This window comes from Enterococcus sp. AZ048 (assembly GCF_051715125.1).
GTDB classification, from domain to species: Bacteria; Bacillota; Bacilli; order Lactobacillales; family Enterococcaceae; genus Enterococcus_A; species Enterococcus_A gilvus.
The window spans coordinates 2,549,383-2,575,355 of sequence record NZ_JBIOTD010000001.1; the positions used below are offsets into that span (position 1 = coordinate 2,549,383).

Here is a 25,973-nt window from a genome sequence, read left to right on the forward strand (position 1 = left end):
TTAAATGTTAAAAAGGTGCGATAGTGTTGCAGTTTTTAAGGGGTTTGTAATCTAATTTTAAAATAAAAGATACGAGCTTTTTTTTTATTATTGGGTTAAAATGATTGTGACAACTATTAGAAAGGGTGAAAATTTGTGCCAGATACGTTATTTGCTTACATCGATTCCACAAGTAATGCTGTTCTCTCAAAAGGTTTTTCACCCGCTGATTTTGTTGAAGGAATCGTTCATCAGCCAAAACATTTGTTATTGCTGGATCCCGTTGCAGAAGCTGGAGAATACGAACCCCATACAGGTTTAAAGGTCGTCACTAGCCCTGAACAAGTACAGCAATTTTTCGCTAATAAAGTCTTTACTAACTCAAAGGGAACCAAATGGATCGATTTTAATGATCTTGCGATGTTAAAAGAACTCACTCCATTAGAAATTTCTGAATTGCTTTATTTTGGTCATATGCGGACGCATCTGCATTCTCCCTTTTTTTATAAATTACAAAACAATTTTGTCTATTTCAACTTAGGCAATGAAACCATGCGTATCTACTATCGCTATTTAGATGAATTTTACCGCATCCTAGCTAGCAAGTTAACTCGGATCGTTTTGGAAAAAGTCAATGATCGCCGGTCGTTTTTCCGTAAAGGTTCTTCTGTCGCCCCATTGGATGGGGAACTATTGAAGGAATTGTACCCTATTTTGCAAGAAGGAGCCATTTTCTGCTTTAATTTATCTGAATTAAAAAATAAAACCTACCGAATCCCTATATTTTTATCTGATGAAAAGGGATGGCGGCGCAGTCCTAAGAATTATAAAAAAGATCAACAAATTGCAGAGATCAGTTATGACACATCGAAACAACAGTGGTCCTTGGATGTAGAAAATGATGATCCTGTATTCTCATTTAGATAAAAGAAGCATTTGTCCGGCAGACAAATGCTTCTTTTTTATTATTCACTTTGTTTACGAACCAAGATTCCATCCTTCGGTAAATACAGCTGCGGAACTTTTTCTGCTACTAAAACTGCTACAATCGCCGTCACGATAGCTGTAACTAAGCCGCTGACCCCGTTCATGATAAACGAGAATATCCAAGGATTCATTCCCCATAACGCATAGCTCCCCCAGAAAACCACACCGGCGATAAAATGCCAAAAGAATCTCGCTCCCGTTCCAGCAAAAGCACCTAAAATAATATTTTTACGTGCCCCTTTTGTATCTTCAGTTAGCAATGCTTGCTGTACCTTCTTGGCATAAAGTCCAGCAAATCCAGCAAACGTAAACGCGATCGGGTATTCGATCAACACCTGAATAACACTTAAGAAATACACATCACCTGCCGGAAAATGCAGGATTCCCCAAATAAATGCAGACAGCAGCGCAGGCTTCACTCCACGACGCAAGGCAAACAGAGTCATTGGGATCATTCCCAACGATAGGGTGAAACTACTGCCGATCGTCGTTGGGATCAGAGACAGCATGAATGCCAAAGCCGCCACAATCGTTCCTTCAATCATTATTCTTGTTTTGTTATGCATAAAAAAACTCCTCCTTTTGAACATACAGTCCACAAAGGAGAAGTAATAATCTTACTTCATCACAATTCCTACGCTCGAATAACCGAAACAGGTACCAGGGTTTAGAGTAATCTCAATCTCAGCCCGAAGGCTCCCCTTTGTGAAAGTATTATTCTTTTTTTGTTCCCTCAAAGTATATCAGATGTCTGCATGCCCGTAAAGGTATACAATACTTTTAACGTGAAATGCTCTCTTGATCGCCGCTTGGGGACAACGTCGTCACCTTTTTAATGCGATCGATCGTCAACATCACTAACTGATTGTCCTGTGTTCGAATAACAATCGAATCATTCGTTACCACTTTAGGCAACCAACCAGAGATTGTTTGAAATTTTTCTTCGTCTTTTTCATCTTGCACTTGAATGACCACTAAACTATTTTGTAGGGCCGCCATTTTTAGTTTAAGAAAAATGTTCTCATTTGCTTGCTCTTGCGCACGTTTTTCAGCAGAATCATTCAAAAAATCCGAGATGAAACGATACGATGAATTAGAAAACAGCTTGATTAAATTCTTTTTAGGTTTCTCGTTTTTAGTCATTCAGCTTCCTCCTATCAAGAGCATGATTACGTAGTATGATTTTACTTAAATTTCTAGGAAAAAACAAGGAATCTAGTCCATTTCAAAAAAAGTTAACCATTCATTTAAACCTTTTTGAATCAATTGGTACGTTTCTTCAAAATCCCCGGTGTACCAAGGGTCTGGAATATCTTTTCCTGCATATCCAGAGACACGATCCAAGTAAAGATAGATCTTATCATTTGTCCCTTCAGGCGCCATTGTCTGAAGGTCGCTGACGTTTTCTCGATCCATCCCTATAATATAATCCGCCGTATAAAAATCATTCGTCGTCACTTGACGTGCGCGCATTCCTTTGGTGGAAATCGAGTGCTCCGCCAATAGCTGCTGTGTTCCATGGTGAGGCGGATTTCCCACTTCCCAACGGCTCGTTGCTGCTGAGTCAACTTCGAAAGTGCCGTTTCCTTCTTTTTGAAGCGCGTCTCGAAAAATTGCTTCTGCCATTGGCGAACGGCAAATATTTCCCATACAAACAAATAGAATCTTTTTCATGTCATTCCTCCTGTGCTATAGTCAATTTATAGAAATGAAACGGGGGATCGTAAATGAGTAAAATTTATCTTTCCGCCAAACTTCCTGAGCTTGGCACAACATTATTAAAAAAAGCAGCACTTGATTATAAGGTCTATGAAGGCAATGGGTTGATCACTAAAAAAGAATTGATCCAACAGGTCGCCGATTGTGAGGTATTGATCTGTCCGCTATCCACACAAGTTGATCGCGACGTCATAGATGCCGCTCCAAACTTAAAATTGATCGCAAACTTCGGTGCAGGATTCAACAATATCGATACCGATTATGCAAAAGAAAAAAATATCTATGTAACAAATACGCCTGTCGTCTCTACTAACGCAACTGCTGAGCTGACTGCCGGATTGATCATTGCCTTGTCTCGCCGCATTGTTGAGGGCGACCGTTTGATGCACGACAAAGGTTTTGATGGGTGGGCGCCTCTCTTCTTCTTGGGCCATGAATTAAAAGATAAGACATTAGGGATCATCGGAATGGGCCAAATCGGACAAGCGTTAGCTACTATGATGACTGCTTTTGGCATGAAAATCGTCTATAGCCAACGACACCCCTTAACGCCTGAACTAGAAAATGACTTGCAGGCAACGTTCGCTTCACAAGAGGACGTCATACGCCAAGCAGATATTCTAACGCTTCATGCACCGTTAACGAAAGAAACACACCATCTTTTAACAAGCGAGACCTTTAAACAGATGAAGAACAGCGCCTTCTTGATCAACGCCGCTCGCGGACCGCTCATTGATGAAGCTGCCTTGCTACAAGCATTAAACGACAAGCAAATCGCTGGAGCTGCTTTGGATGTCTATGAATTTGAGCCGAAGGTTACTGAAGGGCTGAAGGAATTATCGAATGTCGTCTTAACGCCTCATATTGGCAATGCCAGTGTAGAAGCACGAGACCAGATGGCAGAAATTGTCGCAAAAAATGCGATCGCTCTTTCGAAAAAAGAACCAATTACTCATATCGTCAACGGACTGGACTGAGCCTAACGCTCATTCCAGTCTTTTTCATAGAGTCGATACGCAAAGAACTCGATGTCCTTAGCAAAACGAAACAATTGTGCCGCGACTGTAATCGGCGGCTGCTCCGCTCCTGCCAGCAGCCAGTCGATCAAAATCCCGCCACACCCGTGAGCCAAAAAACGAGCATAAAATTCTTTATCAGCAGGTGAAAGCTCTCCTTCCTGATCGACTTCATCGAACAAGCGGACAAACAACTGCTTCGCCAGCTCATTAAATTCTTTCGTCAGTATCTCCGGTCTTGCCCTTACAGTATTCAAATAGAATTGATGACAGAGCTGCATCTCCTTTAACATTTTGAGAACAGACTCCTCCCAATTTGTAAGAGACAGCTCCACAGAAATCAAATACTGCAGGCCTCGCTGATAATAAGCATAGTGGAGCAGGTCATTCTTATCCTTAAAGTGATAATAAAACGTTTGGCGGTTCAGGCTGGCCTGCTGACTGATGTCTTGAACGGTAATTTTGTCGTAACTTTTTTCTCGGCACGCGGCGACTAACGCTTGAACAAATGTTTCTTTGGTCGCTTTTCCTTCCGCCATCTTTTCACCTTCTATTCTTGATACGGATAATTGAAGTGCTCATAGGCCAGCGGTGTCGCCATCCGCCCCCGCGGTGTCCGCTTAATAAAGCCTTTTTGAATCAGGTACGGTTCGTACATATCTTCCACTGTTTCTCGTTCTTCGCCAATATTCACCGCTAATGTGCTCAATCCGATGGGGCCTCCGTGGTAAAGCTCGATCATTGTCTTTAACAGCTTCTGGTCGATATAATCGAGACCGGCTTCATCGACTTGTAGCAGCCCCAGTGCTTGGTCAGCGATCGTTTGATTGATCACCCCATCTGATTGCACCTGTGCAAAATCACGAATACGCTTCAAGAGGCGATTGGCGATTCGGGGGGTGCCTCGTGAACGTCGGGCGATCTCTACCGCACCTTCTCCTACGATCTCTGTCTGAAAAATGTCGGCTGAACGCAAAACAATTTCCCGCAAGTCGTCTTCTTCATAATATTCCATATGAGAGATGATCCCGAATCGGTCACGCAATGGTGCTGACAGCATCCCAGCACGAGTGGTAGCGCCCACCAACGTAAAGGGGGGCAACGGGAAATGCACGGGATGAGCAGTTGGTCCCTGGCCTACCATGATGTCTACATAATAGTCCTCCATCGCTGAATACAGTGTTTCCTCCGCTACTCGCGGCAGTCGATGGATCTCATCGATGAATAACACATCTCCAGGCTCTAATTCATTCAAGATCGCTACTAGATCCCCTGGACGTTCGATCGCCGGACCACTTGTCGAGCGAATCTGGACATCCATTTCATTGGCGATCACCATCGCCATTGTCGTCTTCCCAAGACCTGGCGGGCCATATAATAACACATGGTCGAGTGCCTCTTGGCGATTTTTTGCCGCTTCGATGTAGATTGATAATTCTTGCTTGACCTTGTCCTGACCGATATATTGTGCAAGATAACGGGGACGCAGTGATTTTTCTAAACTTTTATCACTCTCATCCGCATCGGGTGAAAGCAAACGTTCCTCATCCATCCCTCTTCCTCCTACTTCCTAGTTCATAAATGCATTTTTCACTAACGAAAAACACCTTTGATCCTCTATTTTTTCATCATTAGTTTCAGTGCTGCCCGTAAATAATCGTCGGTATTTTGCAGCGTTTCTTTTTCCAAAATCTTTTCGACTTTTTTGATTTCTTTTGGACTGTAGCCTAGCGCTTGTAAAGCTTCCATCGCTTCCGCCAAGGCAGTATCGTCGTTTCCTTCATAGAACAAGGACATTGGATCATCGACCAATTCAGCTAGCTTGCCTTTCAAGTCCAAAACCATTTGCTGTGCTGTTTTTTTGCCAACTCCTGGGAATTTGGTCAAATAAGTCACATCTCCTGCTTCGATCGCCTGGATCAGTCCTTGATGGTCTTCATTTGCCATGATCGCTAACCCGCTTTTCGGGCCGATTCCAGAAACAGAAAGCAGGCGCAAAAACAATTCCTTTTCAGCCAATGTCTCAAAGCCATATAATAAATGCGCGTCTTCTCGGATAATCTGCTGGACATAGATCGTCACCGACTGCTCCATTTTACTGCTGTAGCGATAGGGATTTCCCAACGCGATTTGATAACCGATACCATTCACATCCAGCACCACATAGCTGGGGCTGATGAAGGTCAAACGGCCTGTAATATATTCGTACATAGTGGTTCCTTTCTTGTATCAAAGAAAATTTTTCTACTATTATTGGATTCTTCTTTTCATTGGATTCTTCTTTTCATGGTAACACGTAAACATGAAGAAACATTGACAGCCTCCCGTCAATCCCTTTATCCTTTGGACTGTAATAAAAACCTTTAGTGTCCATAAAACAAGCATACTAGTGATCAGCAGGCAATTTCTGCACATATGTTCTCATTATTTTAGCACAAAATGCGTCGGTAAAAAACTCTTACCTTTGGATCTCCCCCATCCACGGTTATGAAAAAAAGACAAAGTCTCTAGGACTTCGCCTTTTCTAAATACGTTTGTTCTTCTGCCGTAGTGATTCGACCCAATGCTTTGTTTCGATAGGGAAATCGTCCAAATACCTTGATGGTGTCATGATGTTCTTTTGCGTAGCGGTACCGTTTCTCTAAGCCGGGCTCCTTAAAATAGGTCAGCGAAAACGTTTCTTGAATAACCAGCGACTCAGAATGCATGAATGGCATGTATAAAAAGGAGCGCTCTTCTACACTCAGGTTCTCTTTTTCTTTCATGAGTGCCGCTTCTTGTGCCAACACCAATGCCACCGCGTCTCCTTCAAAAGCGCGTCCATCTTCTCTATAGATATTTCTGGCAAACTGATCCAATACGATGATTTCTGCCAATCTGCCCCGCATATTTTTTCTCCAAAAAACCAGCTCACCTTTTTTTGCCGCTGTCAGCATGTCACCAAAACGTTTTTCAATTGTCTTATCCAATTCCGAATCAGATGCAAACCAGTCACTAGGATCTAGTTCCTTGAACCAAAAAGTCAATACGCTCTCATAATCATAAGAATCCATTTGCTCCACTCCTGCTTTTTGAACGACTTATTTTTTCTCCAATAGTTTGTTCATTTTTCCATAAGCATAGCCTTTTATGTCCAAAGATACAAATGTGTATCCAAAAGATTCGAGCGTTTTTTCGACGGCTTCTGATTTCTCAAGGAAAAGCGGAAACTTCTCTTTCTCGATTTCGATTCTTGCAACTGTATTGTGGTCTCGTACGCGGACAATATTGAATCCTTGCTCTTGAAGATAGATTTCAGATTTTTTAACACGCTCCAGTCGTTCGCTGGTCAATACATCATTGTATTCAAATCTTGATAGAATATGACAGGTCGCTGGCTTGTTCCAAGTAGGAACTTGATAGTCTCTTGATGCTTTTCTGACATCGGGCTTGTAAAACTCCGCTTCCTGCAAAGGGCTTCGGACATTGAATGCGTCTCTGGCCTTTAACCCTGGGCGGTAATCAAAAGCATCATCCATGATCATCCCATCAACAACCCAATTAAATCCTAGATTCTCTTTAATTGCCGACAATTCTTGGTAGAGCAGACGTTTACTGTAAAACCAGCTTGAAGGTTGGTTGCTTCTGATTTCCTCAATACTCAATTCATCCAAAAAAACACCTTGAGTGCGGGCACCGATTTTTTTTGAATTCTCCATCGCGTCGAGATATTCTTTTTTCATGATTAATTCTGAATCCGCTACGACAGAAAGAACGTTCTCTTCTTCTAAAACATCTAGTGCCGCCGCTAGAACTAAAGAACTATCCACACCGCCTGAAAAAGCGATCACGACCTTCTCCATCGAGGCCAAAACAGCTTTTAATTTTTCTACCTTTTCTATGTATTCCATTTGTAAAACTTCCTTTTTTTAGGATTGATCCCTTTGGCAATCAGCTATAAAAGACTCTCTCATCTACTCTTGAAAAAGCAGACGAGAAAGTGGTATAGATGTACAAAAGCTCCTCTTTAAGATTACTCAGCGTTTAAAATTTCAAAAATCCTTTTACGAACATCGCTGCTAAAGCGGCTCCGACAAAAGGCGCGGTACCGGGTACGATCAAGCCATATTGCCAGTCATTGTTCGCTTTGTTTTTGATTGGCAGCAGTTGGAAGGCCATTCGCGGACCTAAGTCACGGGCTTGGTTCATGGCGAATCCTGTCGTACCGCCTAATCCCATACCGATTGCCCAAACCAGCAAACCAACACCGATCGGCAGCATAGATTCTGCATTATGTGCGATGGCAAGGATCGTTGTTAAGAAAATAAACGTAGCGACTGTTTCCACAAAATAGTTTCTAGGCAAGTTCCGTAAATTAGGGTTCGTTGAGAAAATATTGCGAATAGCGATTGGATCAACTTGTCCCTCAGAAGCCTTGAAATGATCTGCATACATAATATAAATAATAATAGCACCGACAAGTCCGCCTAGCATTTCAGCGATCACATAGGGAACAAAATAGCTCCATGGGATCATCCCTAAGATTGCTTGTGCTAGCGCCATTGCTGGGTTGATACACACACCACCAAAAATAAATAAGACCACAGTGATCCCGAATGCCCATGTAGTAATGGCAAACAAATGACCCGAGCCTGCGTATTTCGTTTTCTTTAAAACATCGTCGCAATGGACGCCTAGACCAAACATAATCATTAATGCGGTCCCCATGAATTCTGACAATAAGTGATGTAACATAAATATGCTCCTTTTTAACTATATTTTTCTAATTTTTTGTATACTTCATAGATCGATAAATTATTTTCTTTAGCGATTCGTTGACAGTCTTGGAATTCCAGCGTGTTTTTTTCAATGTCTTCGTAACGATTTTGCTTCACCTGGATTTCTCCATACGGTGTCTGCTTCGTAACGAACTGTCGCACCATCACTGTTCGAGCCATCTGGGTATACCGCACCCCGATCGTTGCTGTTTGTTTGAACAAAAGCTTCGTAAAGAATTCTTTTTGCTCTGGTGTACAGAGGACCGTCAGTAGAATCCCACACCGGTTTTTCTTCATCTGGATCGGCGTATAAAAAACATCAAGCACGCCTTGATCCAATAAGAGAGCCATCACAAACCCTAATTGCTCTGGCGTTTGATCGTCAATATTCGCCTCGATCTTTAAAATTTGATCTTGCGTCTGATGATTCCCCCGTTTACTTGGCTCGACAGCCATCAACGAACCTCGCAGCGCATTGAATTTCCCTGTTTCTCGTTTGCCGAACCCATACCCCACTTTCTCAATTTGCTGAACACCGTTGAGAACAAATGAAGGGTGAATTTCCTTGAAAATCGCGATACCGGTTGGTGTGACGAGTTCTGTCCGCACGTCAGTGTCTTGATGGATGATCAAGTTGGTTCCTTTTCTTAATTGCATCACTGCCGGTACAGGAACAGGCATGACCCCATGGGCGACGGTGATCGTGCCAGAGCCTTCTGTTATCGGCGAGGAATAAACGTGCGCAATTTGCAATTGTTCCCATAAAATAAAGAAACTTACGACATCGACGATTGAATCGATCGCCCCTACTTCATGAAAATGGATTTCTTCGATTGGTTTGTTGTGTACAGCGGCCTCTGCCTTGGCAATGTCGTTGAAGACCTGTCGGCTATGTTGCTTGACCTGTTGAGAGAGGGTACTCTGATCAATCAGCGCTAAGATGTCCCGTAGATTTCGAGCCTCTGAATGGCTATGCGTATGGGCATGACTATGTTCGTGGACCTGCTCATGGGCAGGATGCACATGAGACGCGTGTGCATCGAAATCGTGAGGGACACCGTTATCCTTGATTCCGTGGGCTAAATGAACATCAAAATCAGTTCCAAAGATACTGTTTTTAGCGATCCTTTGAACATGGAGATGGTAATTCCCTACAGACAGCTTGGCTAATTCTTGTTCTAACGCCGCCACATCTCCGCCTAGATCGATCAAAAGTCCGTTTAGCATGTCTCCGCTAAGACCGGAGAATGGTTCTAAATATAGATTTTTCATTTTTTTCTCCTTAATTGATTGATCATGCTGGCTGAGTAGGCTGCACCGAATCCGTTATCGATGTTGACGACGCTGACACCAGAAGAACAGCTATTCAGCATCCCCAATAAGGCCGTCATTCCTTGAAAATTGCTTCCGTATCCGATACTTGTTGGAACAGCGATCACCGGCACATTGACCAAGCCTCCTACTACACTGACCAATGCGCCTTCCATTCCAGCGATCACGATCACGACAGACGCCTGTTGAATCTCCTCTAAACGAGCAAACAGCCGGTGGATCCCAGCAACGCCCACATCATAGATCCGCTTCACCTGATTGCCGAAAGTTTCTGCTGTCACGGCTGCTTCTTCAGCAACAGGAACATCGGATGTCCCCGCAGTAACGATCGCAATATACGTTTCAGAGTCTGGCTTGACTGGCTGAAGGACAAAGCACCGGGCCAGCTCAAAATAACTTCCATCCGGGAACGTGTCCTGCAACGCACGCCCCTTTTCCGAAGATATCCGCGTCGCAAGAATCGGCTTTTGTTCTTCTTTAAGAACAGTCACTATTCCGATGATCTGTTCAAGGTTCTTTCCTTCGCCGTAAATGATCTCAGGAAAACCATTTCTTTCTTTTCGTTGCGTGTCGATCTTGGCATAACCTAATTCATTAAAGCCCGTCAGTTTTTCAGCAGCTTCCTCAACGGACAGTTTTCCTAGCTGTACGTTTCTAAGCAATTCTTTCTTGTCCATCGTGTTCATCCCTCCAAACGACTTCTATTGAACGATTACAGATAAGCCATCTCGGATGACCGTGACTTTTGCCTCATTGCCTTCAATTTCAAACGCCTTTTCCATCGCTTCATCAATGGTCTGAGCACTATCCATATGCATAGTCGTGATCAATGTCGGATCAACTTTATCAGAAACGTAGATCACATGATGGTGAACCAAGATTCTTGCTAAGATTTGCGATGTCCACTGATCTGGGACCGTTTCTAAGCGCGGTGTATGGATTGCTTGATCCAAGAATTCTTTTGGATCACTGACATCTGCTAAATTATGGTAAAACCCTTCGCCGCCGTGACCGTCTCCTGATGCAGCGACCATAATAATGACGCCGCCTTCTTTATTTGTTGCCTCGGCTGCGGTCATTCCTTTCACTGCTTGGTAAATGTTTTGGTCAAGAGGAAATCCGCCATTTGTTGAAATCGCAATGTCACTTGGGATTTTTTGCACACTGGCTAATTCACGAACAAACTCACAGCCGACTTTATGTGCGTCCTCCATATCTCCCGCAAAGGAGCCGATGATCTTTTTTTCTCCATCAAGAACCACATTCACGATGAACGCTAAGTTGGCTGTGCGAGCCGCATATACCATATCCTTATGAATCGGATTGTGATTCAAATTTCCTGTTCTCGCTTTGTGAGAGTCGATAAATTCGCCAGAGTGGTTAGCCATGATGGTTCTATAAGAAGCAACCCCCGGTAAAACTGCCTTTCGTCCGCCAGAAAAGCCTGCGAAGAAGTGGGATTCAATGAACCCTTCGGCAATCAGCAGATCCGCTTCTGCCGCGATGCGATTGATAATGCAGTCGCCGCCGGAGGGCAGTTGACCGATTTTTTTCATCGAAGAATCATCTGTTGAGACGTGCATGACGATTTCTTCATTATCAACAATTTCCTGACCGTATTTATTGATAAGTTCTTCCCGTGTGGATGGCCGGTGGAACCCTGTCGCAACCAAAATACGGATACGGGCGTCTGGGGCTGTGCTTCGGATACGGCGTAACAGAATAGGTGTGATAATATGTGAAGGAACGGGTCTTGTGTGGTCAGAACTGATGATGACGATGTCCTTCTTGCCTTTCGCCAATTCTTCTAATGAACGGCTTCCGATCGGATCGTCCAATGATTTTTCTACGGTCTCTTTTTCTGAAAGAGCCGCTTGGAAATTCTCTGCTTTTGACTCCAATAGACCTGCAAAATTCTTTTCAGGGATTTTTGCTGTGATCAATTGTTTGTCGTATGGTAATTTAACGTCTACCATCGTGTGTCATCTCCTATTTTTTACTTACGGACGTTAGTATACTGAAATGAAATTTCAGAGATAGCGCAATTGATAGTAATATTTGTTAACGTGTTTTTTTCGATCGCGTAGATAATATGTAACAGGAAATCAAATCAAAAAAAGAAAAAGGAGTTTTTTTGGTGGAGGCAGATTATTTAGTTTCTTTCTTAGAAGAGAAGCAAACGACCATTATCAAAAAGAGAAGACATACCTATTTGTCTTATCACGGATTAGAGGAGGCCTATACGTATGTCCTAAAGGATGGGATCGTCAAAACGAGTATCATTCTTAAAGACGGGCGAGAATTTAATCTATCGTATATTGTTGCTCCAGACATTATTTCTCTATTAAAGGATGAGGTATCGAACTACACTTCAGCCCCCTTTAACGTCCGGATCGAATCGGAGGAAGCGAGTTTCTATCGTATTCCGCGAGCGAGCTTTTGGGAATATGTCAAACACAACCAGCAATTACAGGACTATGTTCGAGATTATTATCGAAAAAAATTATCCGAAAACATACAAGCCCTGCAAAACATGACGATGAATGGGAAAAAAGGAGCAGTCTGCGCCTTTATCAATAAACTCGTCACCCTTTTTGGCATCAAGCAAGCGTCGGGAATCTTGATCGATTTTCCTATAACAAATGAAGACATCGCTGGGTTCTGCGGCATCTCGACGCGAAACAGCGTGAATCGAATCATCCACGACCTTAAACAAGAAAAAGTGATCGAGATCCAGCATCAAAAAATCGTCGTTCTTGATCTAGACTATCTTGCTGATTACACCACACAATGACAAAAAAATGATTTTTTCCTTATTATGAAAAAGGAGTCTTACCGTATGCACATCCCTGAAAATTATCTTAGTCCTGAAACCTGCGGCGTCATGCTGGCCACAGCTGCACCGTTTTGGTATCTCTCTATACGAAAGGTCGAAGCGCAAGTCTCACTGCACAAGGAAACGATCCCTATGCTGGGTCTTTCCTCCTCTCTTTCTTTTCTGATCATGATGTTTAATCTTCCGGTACCGGGGGGAACAACGGCTCATGCAGTCGGAGGTGTTCTTCTTGCAATCTTGATGGGTCCCTGGGCTGCTTGTCTTTCTGTCTCGGCAGCACTGCTCTTACAGGCGCTGCTTTTCGGCGATGGCGGGATTCTCGCCTTCGGAGCGAACTGTTTTACGATGGCTATCGTTATGCCTTTTGTTGGATACGGTGTCTATCAATTAGTTAAAAAGCATTGGCCTAAAATAGGCGCCTTTCTGGCTGCGTATCTAGGTGTAAATGCCGCAGCGTTTACGACAGCGGTCTTACTGGGCATACAACCTGTGCTTTTCCATGATGCTGCCAATCATCCCCTTTACAATCCGTACCCGTTAGCCATCACTATTCCCGCGATGATGAGCACGCATCTGCTGATCATCGGTTTTGTTGAAGGGTTCTTCACATTAGGTGTGCTGAAATTTGTCAAACGAACAAACGAAACCGCGGCATTGTCGGCACCCGTCGAAGGAACAAATACACAACGGTTGAAGTATGTTCTGATCGCCTTTCTTTTACTTTCTCCGCTTGGCTTATTAGCCAGTGGGACTGCTTTTGGCGAATGGGATCTGCAAGAGCTGCTCCAAACCTTGCGCAACTACCATTTACCCGTCAACAAGCCGCAAGGAATGGTGAAAGGCTGGAGCTTCCATTCTTTATTTACGGACTATACGATCCCAGGATTGCCTGTAGGAATTGGGTATATTCTCTGCGGCGTCACCGCTATTTTGGTCTTTCTTTTGATTTATCGTGTTCTTTTTGAAAGAAGGAACAAGCATGCCTGATTGGTTGACGTCGCAAAATGAGGACGCGTTGCTGCTTGATAAAAAAAATTCCTTTCTGATGAAAAATCAGAAAGGGCTTCTTTTTATCCTTGAGAAATTTGATCATGGATCAGAGAGAAGCGCGGCGTCAGCGATCCATCCTTCGCTTCGCTTTCTTTCAACGCTTGCTTTGCTGCTGATCGTGAGTCTGTCACAAAAAATGTTGGTGCTGTGGATCTGCGGGTTGTATATTTTTAGTGGGCTGCTTTTCTTTTCTCAAAAGGACCTCAAGAAAATTTTAGGAAAAAGCGTGCTCTTGTCAGCTATGCCTTTTCTCATCTACTTGCCTAGTCTCCTCCTGCATCAAGGGACGTTTCTTTTCCTGATACGTGTGCCGCTGATCGCCTGCTTGATCAGCCAGTATACGGAGACGGCTACGACTTACGAGCTGCTTTCTTTGTTAAAGCGCTGGTACTTGCCGAATATCGTCTTATTTCAATTGGATATCACGATCAAATACATTTATATTTTGGCGAAGGTAATGGTTCATATGATGAAAGGAATCAGTGCGCGTCATGTAGGCAATCAACAGGTGAAACTGTATCTAGGGACCAACGTGATTGCTTTGATCTATTTACGTTCGCTTGATTATGGAAAAAAACTCCAGCAAGCGATGGAAGCACGCGGATTCAACGGAACGTATCCCACGCATAAACTAGCTTTGAAGAAAATCGACTACGTTTATATTTTGACGCAGGTCATGCTTTTATTCGTTCTTTTTTTCATTGGGAAGGTGTAATGATGTTTGAATTAGAAGATGTTTGCTTTAGTTATCCTGAGACACAGCGGGAGGTATTCGCCCCTTATTCAACCACGATCCCTCAAGGGGCCTATCTTTTATTGATGGGGGACAACGGCAGCGGAAAATCGACACTGCTGAATCTTTTAGCCGGTTTCCAGCAGCCGTCTGCGGGAAAGATTTTGTTTAAAGGCGAGGATATGCGCCAATGGCAAAAGAAGAAAAAAGCTTTTTACCGGCACTTTGGCATTCTTTTTCAGGAAGTTGATCATCAATTATTCAACAATTCTGTGTATGATGAGATTGCTTTTGGGCCTAGACAGCTAGGGTTATCAGAGGAAGAAGTGCGTCAGCGAGTGGAGGATTGTCTTGCCTTGCTGTCGATTGCGCCCCTTCGCCAACGAGTTCCTTATCAACTGTCTGGCGGTGAAAAGAAAAAAGTCGCCTTCGCCAGTATTTTAGCCATGAATCCTGAAACATTTTTACTGGACGAACCCTTCAACGGATTGACGAAGGATTCGGAAAAATTATTCAAAGAGATCTTGCGGAAGCTCCACGACTTGGGAAAAACCATTTTGATTGCTTCCCATGATTACCGCAGCTTTCAAGACGAACCCGTCGATGTCTTGCTTTTCACGGAAAAAATCACTCCCTATAAAAAAGAAGACATTCAAAAGGATCAAAAATTGATTGCTCGTTTAGCTAGTTATTAATCGTTTATCCGTTATACCGCTTAGACGACGAGTCCACTTATTAGGAGATGCTTCAAATGACAGCGTTAGAAAAAGAACAACGGCTGATTCAACAATTAAAAGAAACCAACAAACTTGCTATTGCCTATTCTGGAGGTGTCGCTAGTTCCTACCTCCTCCATACCGCACTAAACGTGTTAGGTCCCCGCAACATCTTAGCGATCGTCATGAATTCTGAATTGATCTCTGATGAAGAATTTAATGAGGCGTTAGATTTGGCTGAAGCGATGGGCGCAAATGTTTTAGGTCTTGAAATGAGCGAGCTTTCTCAGCCTAAAATCGCCACAAATACTTCTGTCAGTTTGTATTACAGCAAAAAGATGCTCTATCAAACGATCCATGCCGCAGCCGTCGAAGAAGGATTTCCGGCCCTTGCGGATGGAATGATCATGGACAACAAAGAAGATTTCCAACTTGGGTTAAAGGCCCGAGACGAGGAAGGCATCATCAGCTTTTTACAAGAAGCTGATTTGTACGAAGAAGACGTCAGGCAATTAGCGAAGGAGGCCGGCCTTTCTAATTGGAACAGAAATAGTCTCTGGAGCTTGGCGAACCGTTTTCCTCGAGGAAAAAAATTGACCCTCAGCGATATCGAAAAGGTTTTTGAAGGCGAAAAATATTTACGTGAGATCGGCTTTCCCATCGTTCGCCTGCACAGTGAGAACGAGGAAGCACGGATCGAAGTCCCTGAACAGCACTTGCTGCCCTTAGTTGAAAAGAAAGAAACAATCATTGCCCACATCAAACAGCTAGGCTTCAGTCATGTGTCGATCGACCTTGAAGGGTTTCATTACGAACGGGAATCAAAAAAACGCACGATCCATAGAAAAACAATCTCTTAACGCAAAAACAGCGCATCAGAAGCAGCTTCTGACGCACTGTTTTTTTATTTTGGGGGATTTACATCGTTAAGTGCAGGTTCAATTGTTTTAGTTCAGCGATTTGCTGAGCAACTTCTGTATAGCTAGAGGGATAACGGTCGACTACCTGACTGATAAATAAATCCCGTGTGTGATTGAATGCTGCTAAAAACTCCTCCATCGCTGTATTGGTTTCTCCTAAAGATTCTTTTCTCAACATCAACGCATTTTGATACGCGTCATTTAGAAAGACCAGTACGGCCTCCTTTTCAAAGCGCACTTGATACGCTGAATCCAAGCGTTCAATCATTGTCGTTGTCCAATTGTTCATACGAAACTCTCCCTTTAATCAAAATCTGTTTACTAATCGTACTGCTTACTCTATTGATTATAAGGATTTTCAAAATGGACGATAGCCATTATCTTATTAAAGAAAGATAGTAACATTTAGGTGTAGTATCTATGGACGCTTTTTTCTGGCGGTTCAAGAGACAAAATAAAAAGATGCGCCGAAAAATCGGCACACCTTATTTTACTAATTCTTTGTACTCGCTGTAGCCTGCTGCTTCCATCTCATCGACAGGGATAAAACGTAACGCTGCGGAGTTGATGCAATAGCGCAGACCGCCTTGATCCTGCGGGCCATCATTGAACACATGACCAAGATGAGAATCGGCTTCTTTGCTGCGTACTTCTACCCGATGCATCCCGTGAGAAAAATCGGCTTTCTCAGCAACTCCACGCTTTTCAATCGGACGACTAAAGGCTGGCCAGCCACAACCGGCATCGTATTTGTCACTTGAAGAAAACAACGGTTCACCGCTAACGACATCGACGTAGATGCCCTTTTTGTAGAAATCGTCGTACGTTCCAGAGAATGGACGTTCTGTCGCATTTTCCTGAGTCACTGCATATTCCATTGGTGAGAGTTTCTTTTTCAATTCTTCTTGTTCCATCATTCTGCCCCCTTTGTTACTGCCTATCATACGCCGGAAAAAAGAAAGACACGAAGGATTTGCTCATGTTTTTGAGGAATCAATCATCAAAGGCCTTCAGCATTTGATTTACCGCCCCTACTGGAAATCCAACGATGCTGTAATAGTCGCCTTCGATTTGTTCAACGAAGACACCTGCGCCATTTTGGATACCATAGGCGCCGGCTTTGTCTTTGTAATCGTCGCTGTCCAGGTAGCGATTGATCTCTTCATCCGTCAATGAATAAAAGGTCACTTTTGCAGAGGTCAATTTTTCTGCTGTTTGTTCTTTTTGACGGATCACTACCGATGTATACACCAAGTGACTGCCGCCGCTCATACGTTTCAGCATACCAAAGGCTTCTTCACGACTCTTGGGTTTTCCTAGGATTTGTTCACCTAGCACGACGACAGTGTCACTGGCGATCACCAATGCTTCTGGCTGCTTCTCTGCAACTACCGCGGCTTTCTGGCGTGCCATCTCCATCACGTAATCCGTTGGTGTATAACGATCCTTGACGTCTTCATCAATGTCCGCTGGTTGTATATCAAATGCTGGCAGCAGCCAGCCTAATAACTCTTTTCTCCGTGGAGACTGTGAGGCTAAGATAACGGTCATGTATTCGTACTCCTATTTTCTAGTGTGGGTCTTGGATTCGTTTGAACATATGCTCCATGTCGCTGTTACTGAAATGAATCAGAACGGGACGGCCATGAGGGCAATTAAAGGGATTCTCGCATTGTGCCAAATCAGACAACAAGACACGTGCCTGCGCCTCATTCAAATGATGGTTGGCTTTGATGGATCGTTTACAGCTCATCATGATCGCCGTCGCTTCACGGAATTTCTTGACGCTGACTGAACCAGTGATCAGCAGCATGTCGATCATCTCGCGGATAATGCTTTCTTCTTGCCCTGCTGGATACCAGGTCGGGTGGGCACGAACGATGAAGCTGTTCGGACCGAATTCTTCCAAATAAATCCCGACTTCCTGCAACAGCTCTGTCTTCTCTTTCAGCTTGATGGCGTCATTGTTTGGGTAATCCAACACAAAGGGCACCAGCAATTCTTGCAGATCGTCTGAAACATCACCGATTTTTTCCCGGAAGTATTCGTACTTGATTCGTTCTTGGGCCGCGTGCTGGTCGATGATGTACAGCCCGTCCTTACTTTGAGCAAATAAATATGTGCCATGCATTTGACCGAAATATTCCAGCATCGGAAAGCGTTCCTTTGGCTGTTCATGTTCCAGTTTGGTGATGGCCTGCTCGATCACCTTTTCCCCAGACTGGGTGCTTAGGTCGAACTCAGGATGGTCGGTATTCGCAGCTTCTTGATCGACACTCTCCTCAATTGGTGCGGAAGCCTCCTCTAGTGGTTCGATTGTTTCTTCTACGATCGACAGCTTCTCCGCTTCTGTTTCCAGCGGGACCGTCATCGTTTTCTCGACGATCTCTTCGTTTAAGGGAATCGGCGTCTCAACGATTTCCGGCGCTTTCGGTTCTACATAGAAAATCCCCGTCTTGGGATCGTAATTCAAATCGCTTCTTTTCTTGGTCTGTTCCTCTAACGGCAAATCCAATTGCTCTGTTTGGAGCTTTTCGACCTTCTTCTTGAAGCTTGGGTTTTCGCCAACATCTGGGATCAGGTTGATCTGACGAAGAGTTTCCGCGATCCCTTGACTGATGAGCGCCATCAATTCTTTTTCTTTAGAGAGACGAATTTCTTGTTTCGTCGGATGGACATTGACATCGATCAGCAAGGGGTCCATGGTGATTTCCAACACAGCGATCGGAAAACGCCCCACCATCAATTTCGATTGATAGCCTTGGATGATCGCCTTATTCAAGGCGTAGTTTTTGATATACCGGCCGTTGATGATGAGGGACAAATAATTCCGGCTTGCCCGCGTTACTTCAGGAAGTGAAATGTATCCGTTCAAGGTAAAGTCTAAGTCTTTGGCTTCGACCTTCAGCATTTTCTTCGCAGTCGCAACACCATAGATTCCGGCAAGCGTCTGCTTCAGATCACCGCTTCCGCTGGTGCTCAGCATTTTGTGTCCATCGTGAACCAAACGAAACGCGATCTGAGGATGACTCAGCGCCATCCGGTTGACGATATCACCAATGTTGGACAGCTCCGTTTGGAGGGATTTGACATATTTCAGCCGTGCAGGCGTATTGAAAAACAAGTTCTCCACAGTGATTTTTGTCCCTGTCCGCAACGCGGTCGGGCGATGCTCTTCAATCTTGCCGCCCTTCAAGAAAAGGTACGAACCTTGCGCTTCATCGGCGGTCGCTGTCTCCAAGGTCATCTCAGAAACAGAGGCGATCGACGGCAACGCTTCGCCGCGAAACCCCAATGTCCGAATGCGGAACAAGTCATCGCGATTGTGGATCTTGCTGGTGGCATGGCGTTTAAAGGCATTCTCCACGTCGTCTCCGCTGATGCCTTCGCCATTGTCGACGATTTGAATTTTTTTCAATCCCGCTTCTTCGATCAAAATATCGATCTGGGTCGCCCCCGCATCGATCGCATTTTCTACCAATTCTTTCACGACCGAGGCCGGACGTTCCACGACTTCTCCGGCAGCGATCTGATTGGCTAAACGTTCAGATAATTCTTGGATCTTGCCCATCAAAGGCCTCCTCCTAAATCCGTTTTTGCAACTCGTATAGGAAGTTTAATGCTTCCATCGGGTTCATTTCAAGCAAATTGGCTTTCTTGAGGCTGTCCACCACACCCAATTCGGCAGTGGATACTTCATTGAATAACGACAACTGCTCATTTTCTTCGATCACTTCAGGCTGCTTTTGTATCGGCGCGTCTGCTTCTAACGCAGAGAGGATCGTCGCTGCTCGTGACAATAATTCGGTGGGCATTCCGGCGATCTTCGCTACATGAATCCCATAGCTCTTATCGGCAGGACCATCCATCAATTTATGCAAGAAGACGACCTCGCCATTTTGTTCAACAGCACCTACGTGGACATTTTTTAGTTGCGGCAAAGATTCTTCTAAAACGGTCAACTCATGGTAATGGGTCGAGAAGAGCGTTTTGGCCTTCACATTTTTATGGATGTACTCGATGATGGCTTGCGCTAAGGCCATGCCATCATATGTCGCCGTCCCTCGACCAAGCTCATCAAATAGGATCAAGCTGTTTGGTGTCGCGTGACGCAAGGCCTGATTGGCCTCCATCATTTCCACCATGAAGGTCGATTGTCCGGCGATCAAGTCATCGCTGGCTCCGATCCGAGTAAAGATCTGATCGAAAATCGGCAGCTCCGCACTTTCTGCTGGAACAAAACAGCCCATTTGCGCCATGATCACCGTCAATGCCAACTGACGCATATACGTACTTTTACCAGACATATTCGGTCCAGTGATCAGCAGCAGCATCTCATCTGGGCTCATGTGGACACTGTTTGGGATATATTCTTGGTGCCCAAGGACCTTCTCCACAACGGGATGACGGCCTTCTTCGATTTGTAAATTGTGGGTCCCAACTTCCATCGCTGGCTGCACGTATTGATACCGTTCGCTGACTGTCGCAAAGCTTTGCAGCACATCTGTCGCACTCAAGCTTTTTGCCAGCTTTTGCAGACGCGTGATGGCTTTTTTCACTTCGTTTCGGACTTCTAAGAAGAGATTGTATTCTAGCGCCACGGATTTTTCTTCCGCCTCTAAAATCAACGTCTCTAATTTTTTCAATTCCGGTGTGATGAAGCGTTCGGCGTTGGCTAAGGTTTGCTTCCGCTCGTACTTGCCTTCTTCTAAGTTGGCAAGGTTCGACTTCGTGATTTCGATATAGTAGCCAAACACGCGGTTGTAGCCGACCTTCAAGGTTTTGATCCCTGTCGCTTCACGTTCCCGGGCTTCTAATTCGGCCAGCCAAGTCTTGCCGTTTTTCATGGCTTCCCGGTAGTGATCCAGTTGATCATTGTAGCCGTCTTTGATGACATTGCCTTCCGTGATCTGCAACGGGGCTTCCTCATTGATGGCTTTTTCGATCAACGCCACCAAATCGTCCATCGGTTCCATATCAACCAATAAATCATTCCACTCGCCTTGGTTGATCCCGGTCAATAATTGACGGATCTGAGGGACCTGCATCAAGGAAGTCTTCAATTGGATCAAATCCCGTCCGTTGACGTTGCCAAACGCCACACGTCCAGCAAGTCGCTCCAGATCATAGACTTTCGTTAACGTCTCATTCAGATCCATCCGTTCAAAATACGCATTTAATAACGAAGAAACCATCGCTTGACGGGCATTGATCTGACGTTTTTGGATCAGCGGACGATCGATCCATTGTTTCAGGAGACGGCCGCCCATCGCGGTTTTTGTTTCATCTAACAGCCACAAAAGCGTGCCCTGTTTTTTCCCGGTCCGAATCGAACGGGTCAATTCCAAGTTGGTCTTAGAGAAGTAATCCAGCTTCAAGAAATGCTCCGGCTGGTATTCCTCCGCTTTTTGGATATGTCCTAAGCTGCGTTTTTGAGTAACAGACAAGTAGGTCAACAATTTGCCCGTTGCTTCTTTCTCCAAATCATCTGTGATCTCTGCGGTCAGAAAACTGAATTCTGCATTGTCCTCGATCGTTTCTTGCGTAGAGAAAACCAAGCCCAGACGTTCCGCCAGATTTTTCTGCAGGCCTTCTGGAATCTCACTGCCAAGAACGATCTCTTTCGTTTGCAAAGCGGTCGCCTCGTTCATTACGGCTTCCTCGTCATGAAGCAGGGCCGTTTTTAGTTCTCCGGTGGAAAGATCGACGTACGCAAAACCGAATTTGTCTTTTACTTGCGTAACAGCCGTCAAGAAGTTGTTGGCCTTGGCTTCGATCCCTTTGCCTTCCATCAACGTCCCCGGTGTGATCAATTGGACAACTTCCCGTTTCACCATTCCTTTGGCTTGTTTGGGGTCCTCCATTTGCTCACAAATAGCAACCTTGTAGCCTTGTTCCACTAGAGTATCGATATAGCCCTGTGCGGAATGATGCGGCACGCCGCACATGGGGATCGGGTCCTCCGCATTCCGGTTGCGGCTTGTCAGGGTCAATTCTAGGAGCTGCGAGACTTTGATCGCGTCCTCATTGAAGAGTTCGTAAAAGTCTCCGAGACGATAGAATAAAAAAGCATCTTTATATTGTTCTTTGATCGCCAAGTATTGTTCCATCATTGGCGTATTTTTCGTTTTTTGAGGCATTAGATCTCTCCTCCTTTTGTGGATTCTTCCTCTTCCAATGCGGCATTGACCTCTTTTTGGATCATCGTCGTCAAATGCTGCAACAGGTCATTGGCTTCATAGAGCTGCTCACGGTAAGCAACTACTAATGGGTGTTCGTCGAAGGCTTTGGTCAGACGATCTGCTTCCTTCAACGCCTCGCGTTCTGCTTCTGGTTTGCCATAATGAGCGAACTGGACCGCGTCTTTTTGCGCGGCCTTGATGCCTTCTTCTAATTCTTGAAGTGTGTCGTTTTCCGCTACTCGTTTTTGGAGCTCTTGGTAATGGACGATCACTTCGTTTTCACCTAATAAGGCAGTTAAATGAGATAAAGCCGCTTCGACGGCGGCTTCATTTGCTAGATTCATACGATCCCTCTGCTTCTATTCTCTAAATGGACGATCGTCATTGATCACGATCGTTTCGATTTTTTGTCCGTGACCGTTTTTATCGATATCGATCACACAGGCGGATAATAATCCGCGCCCTTCTTCCACTACCTCAAATCGGCGAGGCAAAGCCGTCATGAATTTCTCGATGATGGGCTCTTTTCTCATTCCTAAAATACCGTCATAAGGTCCAGTCATCCCAACATCCGTCAGATACGCGGTCCCCTTTGGTAAAATTCGTGCGTCATTGGTTTGAACATGCGTATGGGTCCCTACGACAGCCGACACGCGGCCATCTAAAAACCAGCCCATCGCCTGTTTTTCACTCGTTGTTTCCCCATGGAAATCTACAAAGATATAGGGCGTACGTTTTTGCGCTTCCGCGATCAGCTGGTCACCGATCCGGAAAGGGTCATCGATATCTGTCATAAATGCGCGACCTTGCAAATTGACGATCGCCAACTCCAAATCGTTCACTTTGACATACAAGTGCCCTCTGCCAGGTGCTCCTGCTGGAAAATTCGCTGGCCGAATCATTTTTTTCGCTTCTGGAATAAAATCAAAAATCGCTTTGTTGTCCCACGTATGATTCCCCATCGTAACAACATCAACACCGTCTTGTAAAAACTTTTTGTAGATTTTTTCCGTGATCCCGCGACCGGCTGCCGCGTTCTCACCGTTGACGATCGTCAACTGTGGATGGTATTTCTTCTTTAATCGTGGTAAATAATCACTCAGCATTTGTCGACCTAACGACCCTACAACATCCCCAATGAATAATAAGCGCACTTTTTTTCCCCTTCTCTAGTTAAGCATCTTGTCTTATTATAGTTGTTTTTGCTTAAAAATAAAAGATTCCTCGACAATCGTTTGCTTCGTCGAAGAAACCTGCCCGAAGGAATCAGACGCTTCTTCTTTTGACCCGCACGATCTGACCCTTTTTTTCGCAGCATCATTGGCGGAGAAGTTCGTAATCGTTCTAGTTATGAAAAAAGATGCGCCTGATTTATCAGGTACATCCTACTGTTTATACGACTTCTCCATTGCTGTTTTTATCCCAATGAGCCTTTTTCGCTTGTTCCTCTCGATAGCTCTGAACATGTTTCCAGGTTTCAGGGTCTTGCTGATACGTCTCAAAATCCATATCATCGATCAGCCACTTTTTCTGGTCTTCATCGTAAACGAAAGAAGTAATGGCATTTTGCTTGTCAGAGATCAAGGCTTCATCGATCCCTATCTCTTTGATCAACTTCATAGACCGCTTGATGTCTACGTACAAATCTAACTGCACTTTGGTTTGCGCAGTATTTACCGAGATCGAGTCACAATCGATTTTGATCGTTTGGAATTCTTGATCAAAGCTTTCCATGTAGGGCTTCAACTGGTTGAAGCCCTTTTGCAGTTCTTCCTTGTAGTTCTTCGAAGCCGCCAGCTTAGACACGTTCAGCCCACTGCGGACTGCGTCATTAAAGGAGTTGAAATGATTGACTGCCGATGCCAGCAAATGTTTTTGAAACGCCTCATTTCCTTCATACAGACTCGTTTCCTTTACTGTGAATCGCTGATCCGCTGCTTGAAGATTCACTGTATCCTTCATGCTCTTTGACCCAAACTTCGGGTGAGCGATGTCATAGGTCAATGAATAACTTCCCGGTATCAGCGGTCCAAACGTATACTTGTTCCACTTCTCTTCATACGCCCCTGAGAAGTCACTGGCTTGCAGTTTGGCCCGCAGCTCCGTTCCTTTAGGCAGCTCTATCGTAAAAAAACGCGGGTTCGGATAAATTTGTGCCGGCTTAAAGATAGAAGCTCCCTCTTTGATCGTAAAATTTTCTTCTTTCTGTAAAAGTGCCACTACTTGCTTCTTTTTCATTTGCTTCATCTGCTTTTGATACATTGCCAATGCACGAGCTGAAATCTTTTTCTTATTGGAATAACGAGGCATGTAGCGCTTCACTGCTGCCTGATCCTGTTCGATCAATGCAGTCGCGAGGTGATCTACCGTGTTCGCCTCATTATTTTTATAGCTAGAATAGCCGATAAATCCAGCCACTCCTAGAACGAGTACTGCGACCATAACCAGTACTCTCGTTTTTCTAGTCATTGAGTCCGCCCCTGAAGGTCTTCTTCATTGATTTGAAATAATAGTTGCGACTCTCATTGGCAGAGTGGATCTCCCACTTGCCGTCTTTTTTCTCCAGCTTGACTTGATAGCCTTCGCCATTCATGTTCTCATCTGTATTGACCGGTGTCTCATTGATTTTCGCTGGCAATTCCTGCAGCAGGAACTTCTCCGCATCGCGTCGTACACTCGTGTAATCCGTATATTTGCCTTTATTTTCTTCCACAAATTTCTCTACGATCGCCTTTGTATCGACATCATCGAGTAAAACCATCTCGGGACGTACATAGATCACCGCGGATTCAGGGAAAAATTCTTTGAAATTATAGGTCACCTTGCCCTTTTCAGTGTTTGTTTTTTGAATCTGATCAATGACTTTTTCTAACTCTGCCGTTGACGGCTCATAATTAGAAAACACATCCTTCAACGCATTGATCCCTTCTTCTCTAAACGTCTTCCGCTCCTGCTCGATATCATTAGCTAATTCTAGCTTGCCCGCAGCTTTCTTGTTTTCTTCCGACACCTCGTCCGAACCATAGAAAACCTTGGTCACATATTGATCCGTCAATGCTTGAACTGCTTTAGATTCATCCTGATAGTCTTTTGTATTAAGGCTCAATTCCACTCCTTTATCTTTTCCATCCTCTGAAAAAGACGAAGGTTTGTAATGCAGGTCGTATTTCGCATCCTTTTTCACTTCAAAAACGAGTGGTTCCGTGAAACTCTTGTCCTCTGACAAGCTTTCGCTCCCCATTACTTTGAAGTTGTTATTGGAATCATAGATGCGTTCTGAAGAGACCTTCTTTCCCTCCTCGTCATAAAGAGCAAAATCACTAGAAGAAACCGCCAGCTCATCCTTCGATTTATTTTTAATTTTGATGTCCAATGCTAGGAAACCATTCGTATCATCAACCTTTTTCCCATCAGGAACGATGTAGCTTCCATTTTCAACACGCAATTCCACTTTCGATGTCTGTGCTTTCGCTTCTTTTTTTTCTTCCTTTTTCGCCTCGCCGCCTGAACACGCAGTCATCAATACAAGCATACTGCCCAGCACAACCAGCCCGCGGATACCCCTAAACTTTTTCATTGTTTTTCCTCCTCCTTTTTCTGTTTTTGTATCAATAAAAAAACATTTATCACTTATATGATAATCGAAAAATATCGCCACAGTCAACACGGTTAAAGAAATTAACAGGTTGTAAATAAATTTTAAAAAAACAAATGCAAATAATAAAAGAAAATGTTCAAAACAGAAT

28 protein-coding genes and 1 riboswitch are annotated in these 25,973 nt (G+C 44.3%); of the genes, 7 read left to right on the forward strand and 21 right to left on the reverse strand.

Going from position 1 to position 25,973, the window contains the following annotated elements:
• Nucleotides 1-135: 135 nt before the first annotated feature.
• The gene (locus IGI66_RS12485) at nt 136-906 is read left to right on the forward strand and encodes a hypothetical protein (RefSeq protein ID WP_010779593.1); all 771 of its coding nucleotides are present in this window, start codon (nt 136-138) and stop codon (nt 904-906) included.
• A gap of 38 nt (nt 907-944) precedes the next feature.
• Here the strand turns inward: IGI66_RS12485 and thiT are convergent, their stop codons facing one another.
• The 3 genes from thiT to IGI66_RS12500 form a co-directional block, all read right to left on the reverse strand.
• Complete coding sequence (gene thiT, locus IGI66_RS12490; protein ID WP_288226124.1) at nt 945-1,532, reverse strand: energy-coupled thiamine transporter ThiT; 588 nt, start codon at nt 1,530-1,532, stop codon at nt 945-947.
• A gap of 48 nt (nt 1,533-1,580) precedes the next feature.
• A riboswitch (TPP riboswitch) is annotated at nt 1,581-1,679 on the reverse strand.
• Nucleotides 1,680-1,746: 67 nt separating this feature from the next.
• The gene (locus tag IGI66_RS12495; RefSeq protein ID WP_010779591.1) at nt 1,747-2,109 is read right to left on the reverse strand and encodes a hypothetical protein; all 363 of its coding nucleotides are present in this window, start codon (nt 2,107-2,109) and stop codon (nt 1,747-1,749) included.
• A gap of 72 nt (nt 2,110-2,181) precedes the next feature.
• Complete coding sequence (locus IGI66_RS12500; RefSeq protein ID WP_010779590.1) at nt 2,182-2,640, reverse strand: low molecular weight protein-tyrosine-phosphatase; 459 nt, start codon at nt 2,638-2,640, stop codon at nt 2,182-2,184.
• Nucleotides 2,641-2,693: 53 nt separating this feature from the next.
• Here IGI66_RS12500 and IGI66_RS12505 point away from each other — a divergent pair, with 53 nt between their 5' ends.
• Nucleotides 2,694-3,662 carry a 2-hydroxyacid dehydrogenase family protein gene (locus IGI66_RS12505; protein ID WP_288226125.1) on the forward strand — a complete coding sequence of 323 codons (969 nt, stop codon included), beginning with the start codon at nt 2,694-2,696 and terminating at the stop codon, nt 3,660-3,662.
• 2 nt (nt 3,663-3,664) lie between these two features.
• On the opposite strand, the gene IGI66_RS12510 is transcribed toward IGI66_RS12505, so the two are convergent.
• The 9 genes from IGI66_RS12510 to larA all read right to left on the reverse strand — a co-directional run bounded on the left by IGI66_RS12510 (nt 3,665) and on the right by larA (nt 11,766).
• On the reverse strand, nt 3,665-4,240 hold the full coding sequence (locus IGI66_RS12510; RefSeq protein ID WP_010779588.1) for a TetR/AcrR family transcriptional regulator: 576 nt from the start codon (nt 4,238-4,240) through the stop codon (nt 3,665-3,667).
• An 11-nt stretch (nt 4,241-4,251) separates the two neighbouring features.
• The gene (gene ruvB / locus IGI66_RS12515; RefSeq protein ID WP_010779587.1) at nt 4,252-5,253 is read right to left on the reverse strand and encodes a Holliday junction branch migration DNA helicase RuvB; all 1,002 of its coding nucleotides are present in this window, start codon (nt 5,251-5,253) and stop codon (nt 4,252-4,254) included.
• 65 nt (nt 5,254-5,318) lie between these two features.
• Nucleotides 5,319-5,912, reverse strand: coding sequence for a Holliday junction branch migration protein RuvA (ruvA, locus tag IGI66_RS12520; protein ID WP_010779586.1), 594 nt, complete (start codon nt 5,910-5,912; stop codon nt 5,319-5,321).
• 296 nt (nt 5,913-6,208) lie between these two features.
• Nucleotides 6,209-6,754, reverse strand: a complete 546-nt coding sequence (locus IGI66_RS12525) for a DUF924 family protein (protein ID WP_367378450.1) — start codon at nt 6,752-6,754, stop codon at nt 6,209-6,211.
• Nucleotides 6,755-6,781: 27 nt separating this feature from the next.
• Nucleotides 6,782-7,591, reverse strand: a complete 810-nt coding sequence (gene larE, locus IGI66_RS12530; protein ID WP_438849151.1) for an ATP-dependent sacrificial sulfur transferase LarE — start codon at nt 7,589-7,591, stop codon at nt 6,782-6,784.
• A gap of 133 nt (nt 7,592-7,724) precedes the next feature.
• Entirely contained in the window at nt 7,725-8,435 is a 711-nt protein-coding gene (larD, locus tag IGI66_RS12535; RefSeq protein ID WP_010779583.1) for a D/L-lactic acid transporter LarD, read from the reverse strand.
• Between the two features lie 14 nt (nt 8,436-8,449).
• Nucleotides 8,450-9,730: a nickel pincer cofactor biosynthesis protein LarC gene (gene larC / locus IGI66_RS12540; protein ID WP_438849152.1), complete on the reverse strand. Its 1,281-nt coding sequence runs from the start codon at nt 9,728-9,730 to the stop codon at nt 8,450-8,452.
• Nucleotides 9,727-10,467, reverse strand: coding sequence for a nickel pincer cofactor biosynthesis protein LarB (larB, locus tag IGI66_RS12545; protein WP_438849153.1), 741 nt, complete (start codon nt 10,465-10,467; stop codon nt 9,727-9,729). Before larB ends, larC begins: the two co-directional genes overlap by 4 nt.
• Before the next feature lie 24 nt (nt 10,468-10,491).
• Nucleotides 10,492-11,766, reverse strand: a complete 1,275-nt coding sequence (gene larA, locus IGI66_RS12550) for a nickel-dependent lactate racemase (protein WP_301516694.1) — start codon at nt 11,764-11,766, stop codon at nt 10,492-10,494.
• A gap of 161 nt (nt 11,767-11,927) precedes the next feature.
• On the opposite strand from larA, the gene IGI66_RS12555 reads away from it, so the two are divergent.
• Genes IGI66_RS12555 through IGI66_RS12575 form a run of 5 tightly spaced genes read left to right on the forward strand, consistent with a single transcriptional unit; the run spans nt 11,928 to nt 15,985 of the window.
• The gene (locus IGI66_RS12555) at nt 11,928-12,584 is read left to right on the forward strand and encodes a Crp/Fnr family transcriptional regulator (RefSeq protein WP_010779579.1); all 657 of its coding nucleotides are present in this window, start codon (nt 11,928-11,930) and stop codon (nt 12,582-12,584) included.
• 45 nt (nt 12,585-12,629) lie between these two features.
• Nucleotides 12,630-13,613, forward strand: a complete 984-nt coding sequence (gene cbiM / locus IGI66_RS12560) for a cobalt transporter CbiM (RefSeq protein ID WP_438849154.1) — start codon at nt 12,630-12,632, stop codon at nt 13,611-13,613.
• Nucleotides 13,606-14,391, forward strand: a complete 786-nt coding sequence (locus tag IGI66_RS12565; RefSeq protein ID WP_438849155.1) for an energy-coupling factor transporter transmembrane component T family protein — start codon at nt 13,606-13,608, stop codon at nt 14,389-14,391. The genes cbiM and IGI66_RS12565 overlap by 8 nt, the downstream gene beginning before the upstream one ends.
• A 2-nt stretch (nt 14,392-14,393) precedes the next feature.
• Nucleotides 14,394-15,104, forward strand: coding sequence for an ABC transporter ATP-binding protein (locus IGI66_RS12570; protein WP_086306402.1), 711 nt, complete (start codon nt 14,394-14,396; stop codon nt 15,102-15,104).
• 56 nt (nt 15,105-15,160) lie between these two features.
• Nucleotides 15,161-15,985 (forward strand): ATP-dependent sacrificial sulfur transferase LarE, encoded by an 825-nt coding sequence (locus IGI66_RS12575; protein ID WP_438849156.1) that lies wholly within the window; start codon nt 15,161-15,163, stop codon nt 15,983-15,985.
• A 58-nt stretch (nt 15,986-16,043) separates the two neighbouring features.
• On the opposite strand, the gene IGI66_RS12580 is transcribed toward IGI66_RS12575, so the two are convergent.
• The 9 genes from IGI66_RS12580 to IGI66_RS12620 all read right to left on the reverse strand — a co-directional run bounded on the left by IGI66_RS12580 (nt 16,044) and on the right by IGI66_RS12620 (nt 25,804).
• Complete coding sequence (locus IGI66_RS12580) at nt 16,044-16,334, reverse strand: hypothetical protein (RefSeq protein WP_010779574.1); 291 nt, start codon at nt 16,332-16,334, stop codon at nt 16,044-16,046.
• A gap of 196 nt (nt 16,335-16,530) precedes the next feature.
• On the reverse strand, nt 16,531-16,959 hold the full coding sequence (gene msrB, locus IGI66_RS12585; protein WP_086306400.1) for a peptide-methionine (R)-S-oxide reductase MsrB: 429 nt from the start codon (nt 16,957-16,959) through the stop codon (nt 16,531-16,533).
• A gap of 79 nt (nt 16,960-17,038) precedes the next feature.
• Entirely contained in the window at nt 17,039-17,596 is a 558-nt protein-coding gene (locus tag IGI66_RS12590; protein WP_288226721.1) for a Maf family protein, read from the reverse strand.
• A 19-nt stretch (nt 17,597-17,615) separates the two neighbouring features.
• Nucleotides 17,616-19,616 (reverse strand): DNA mismatch repair endonuclease MutL, encoded by a 2,001-nt coding sequence (gene mutL / locus IGI66_RS12595; protein ID WP_438849157.1) that lies wholly within the window; start codon nt 19,614-19,616, stop codon nt 17,616-17,618.
• 13 nt (nt 19,617-19,629) lie between these two features.
• Nucleotides 19,630-22,185, reverse strand: a complete 2,556-nt coding sequence (mutS, locus tag IGI66_RS12600) for a DNA mismatch repair protein MutS (RefSeq protein WP_438849158.1) — start codon at nt 22,183-22,185, stop codon at nt 19,630-19,632.
• Nucleotides 22,185-22,571: a YlbF family regulator gene (locus tag IGI66_RS12605; RefSeq protein ID WP_010779569.1), complete on the reverse strand. Its 387-nt coding sequence runs from the start codon at nt 22,569-22,571 to the stop codon at nt 22,185-22,187. Before IGI66_RS12605 ends, mutS begins: the two co-directional genes overlap by 1 nt.
• Before the next feature lie 15 nt (nt 22,572-22,586).
• Nucleotides 22,587-23,381 (reverse strand): TIGR00282 family metallophosphoesterase, encoded by a 795-nt coding sequence (locus IGI66_RS12610; RefSeq protein WP_010779568.1) that lies wholly within the window; start codon nt 23,379-23,381, stop codon nt 22,587-22,589.
• A 238-nt stretch (nt 23,382-23,619) separates the two neighbouring features.
• Nucleotides 23,620-24,696, reverse strand: a complete 1,077-nt coding sequence (locus IGI66_RS12615) for a hypothetical protein (RefSeq protein WP_438849159.1) — start codon at nt 24,694-24,696, stop codon at nt 23,620-23,622.
• Complete coding sequence (locus IGI66_RS12620; RefSeq protein WP_438849160.1) at nt 24,689-25,804, reverse strand: DUF4352 domain-containing protein; 1,116 nt, start codon at nt 25,802-25,804, stop codon at nt 24,689-24,691. Before IGI66_RS12620 ends, IGI66_RS12615 begins: the two co-directional genes overlap by 8 nt.
• Nucleotides 25,805-25,973 lie beyond the last annotated feature (169 nt).

What these genes read in the sequence shown, in the direction of transcription:
- thiT (WP_288226124.1), bottom strand. Translation starts at nt 1,532, where the DNA reads ATGCATAACAAAACAAGAATAATGATTGAAGGAACGATTGTGGCGGCT.
- IGI66_RS12495 (WP_010779591.1), bottom strand. Translation starts at nt 2,109, where the DNA reads ATGACTAAAAACGAGAAACCTAAAAAGAATTTAATCAAGCTGTTTTCT.
- IGI66_RS12500 (WP_010779590.1), bottom strand. Translation starts at nt 2,640, where the DNA reads ATGAAAAAGATTCTATTTGTTTGTATGGGAAATATTTGCCGTTCGCCA.
- IGI66_RS12505 (WP_288226125.1), top strand. Translation starts at nt 2,694, where the DNA reads ATGAGTAAAATTTATCTTTCCGCCAAACTTCCTGAGCTTGGCACAACA.
- IGI66_RS12510 (WP_010779588.1), bottom strand. Translation starts at nt 4,240, where the DNA reads ATGGCGGAAGGAAAAGCGACCAAAGAAACATTTGTTCAAGCGTTAGTC.
- ruvB (WP_010779587.1), bottom strand. Translation starts at nt 5,253, where the DNA reads ATGGATGAGGAACGTTTGCTTTCACCCGATGCGGATGAGAGTGATAAA.
- ruvA (WP_010779586.1), bottom strand. Translation starts at nt 5,912, where the DNA reads ATGTACGAATATATTACAGGCCGTTTGACCTTCATCAGCCCCAGCTAT.
- IGI66_RS12525 (WP_367378450.1), bottom strand. Translation starts at nt 6,754, where the DNA reads ATGGATTCTTATGATTATGAGAGCGTATTGACTTTTTGGTTCAAGGAA.
- larE (WP_438849151.1), bottom strand. Translation starts at nt 7,591, where the DNA reads ATGGAATACATAGAAAAGGTAGAAAAATTAAAAGCTGTTTTGGCCTCG.
- larD (WP_010779583.1), bottom strand. Translation starts at nt 8,435, where the DNA reads ATGTTACATCACTTATTGTCAGAATTCATGGGGACCGCATTAATGATT.
- larC (WP_438849152.1), bottom strand. Translation starts at nt 9,730, where the DNA reads ATGAAAAATCTATATTTAGAACCATTCTCCGGTCTTAGCGGAGACATG.
- larB (WP_438849153.1), bottom strand. Translation starts at nt 10,467, where the DNA reads ATGGACAAGAAAGAATTGCTTAGAAACGTACAGCTAGGAAAACTGTCC.
- larA (WP_301516694.1), bottom strand. Translation starts at nt 11,766, where the DNA reads ATGGTAGACGTTAAATTACCATACGACAAACAATTGATCACAGCAAAA.
- cbiM (WP_438849154.1), top strand. Translation starts at nt 12,630, where the DNA reads ATGCACATCCCTGAAAATTATCTTAGTCCTGAAACCTGCGGCGTCATG.
- IGI66_RS12565 (WP_438849155.1), top strand. Translation starts at nt 13,606, where the DNA reads ATGCCTGATTGGTTGACGTCGCAAAATGAGGACGCGTTGCTGCTTGAT.
- IGI66_RS12570 (WP_086306402.1), top strand. Translation starts at nt 14,394, where the DNA reads ATGTTTGAATTAGAAGATGTTTGCTTTAGTTATCCTGAGACACAGCGG.
- IGI66_RS12575 (WP_438849156.1), top strand. Translation starts at nt 15,161, where the DNA reads ATGACAGCGTTAGAAAAAGAACAACGGCTGATTCAACAATTAAAAGAA.
- IGI66_RS12580 (WP_010779574.1), bottom strand. Translation starts at nt 16,334, where the DNA reads ATGAACAATTGGACAACGACAATGATTGAACGCTTGGATTCAGCGTAT.
- msrB (WP_086306400.1), bottom strand. Translation starts at nt 16,959, where the DNA reads ATGGAACAAGAAGAATTGAAAAAGAAACTCTCACCAATGGAATATGCA.
- IGI66_RS12590 (WP_288226721.1), bottom strand. Translation starts at nt 17,596, where the DNA reads ATGACCGTTATCTTAGCCTCACAGTCTCCACGGAGAAAAGAGTTATTA.
- mutL (WP_438849157.1), bottom strand. Translation starts at nt 19,616, where the DNA reads ATGGGCAAGATCCAAGAATTATCTGAACGTTTAGCCAATCAGATCGCT.
- mutS (WP_438849158.1), bottom strand. Translation starts at nt 22,185, where the DNA reads ATGCCTCAAAAAACGAAAAATACGCCAATGATGGAACAATACTTGGCG.
- IGI66_RS12605 (WP_010779569.1), bottom strand. Translation starts at nt 22,571, where the DNA reads ATGAATCTAGCAAATGAAGCCGCCGTCGAAGCGGCTTTATCTCATTTA.
- IGI66_RS12615 (WP_438849159.1), bottom strand. Translation starts at nt 24,696, where the DNA reads ATGACTAGAAAAACGAGAGTACTGGTTATGGTCGCAGTACTCGTTCTA.
- IGI66_RS12620 (WP_438849160.1), bottom strand. Translation starts at nt 25,804, where the DNA reads ATGAAAAAGTTTAGGGGTATCCGCGGGCTGGTTGTGCTGGGCAGTATG.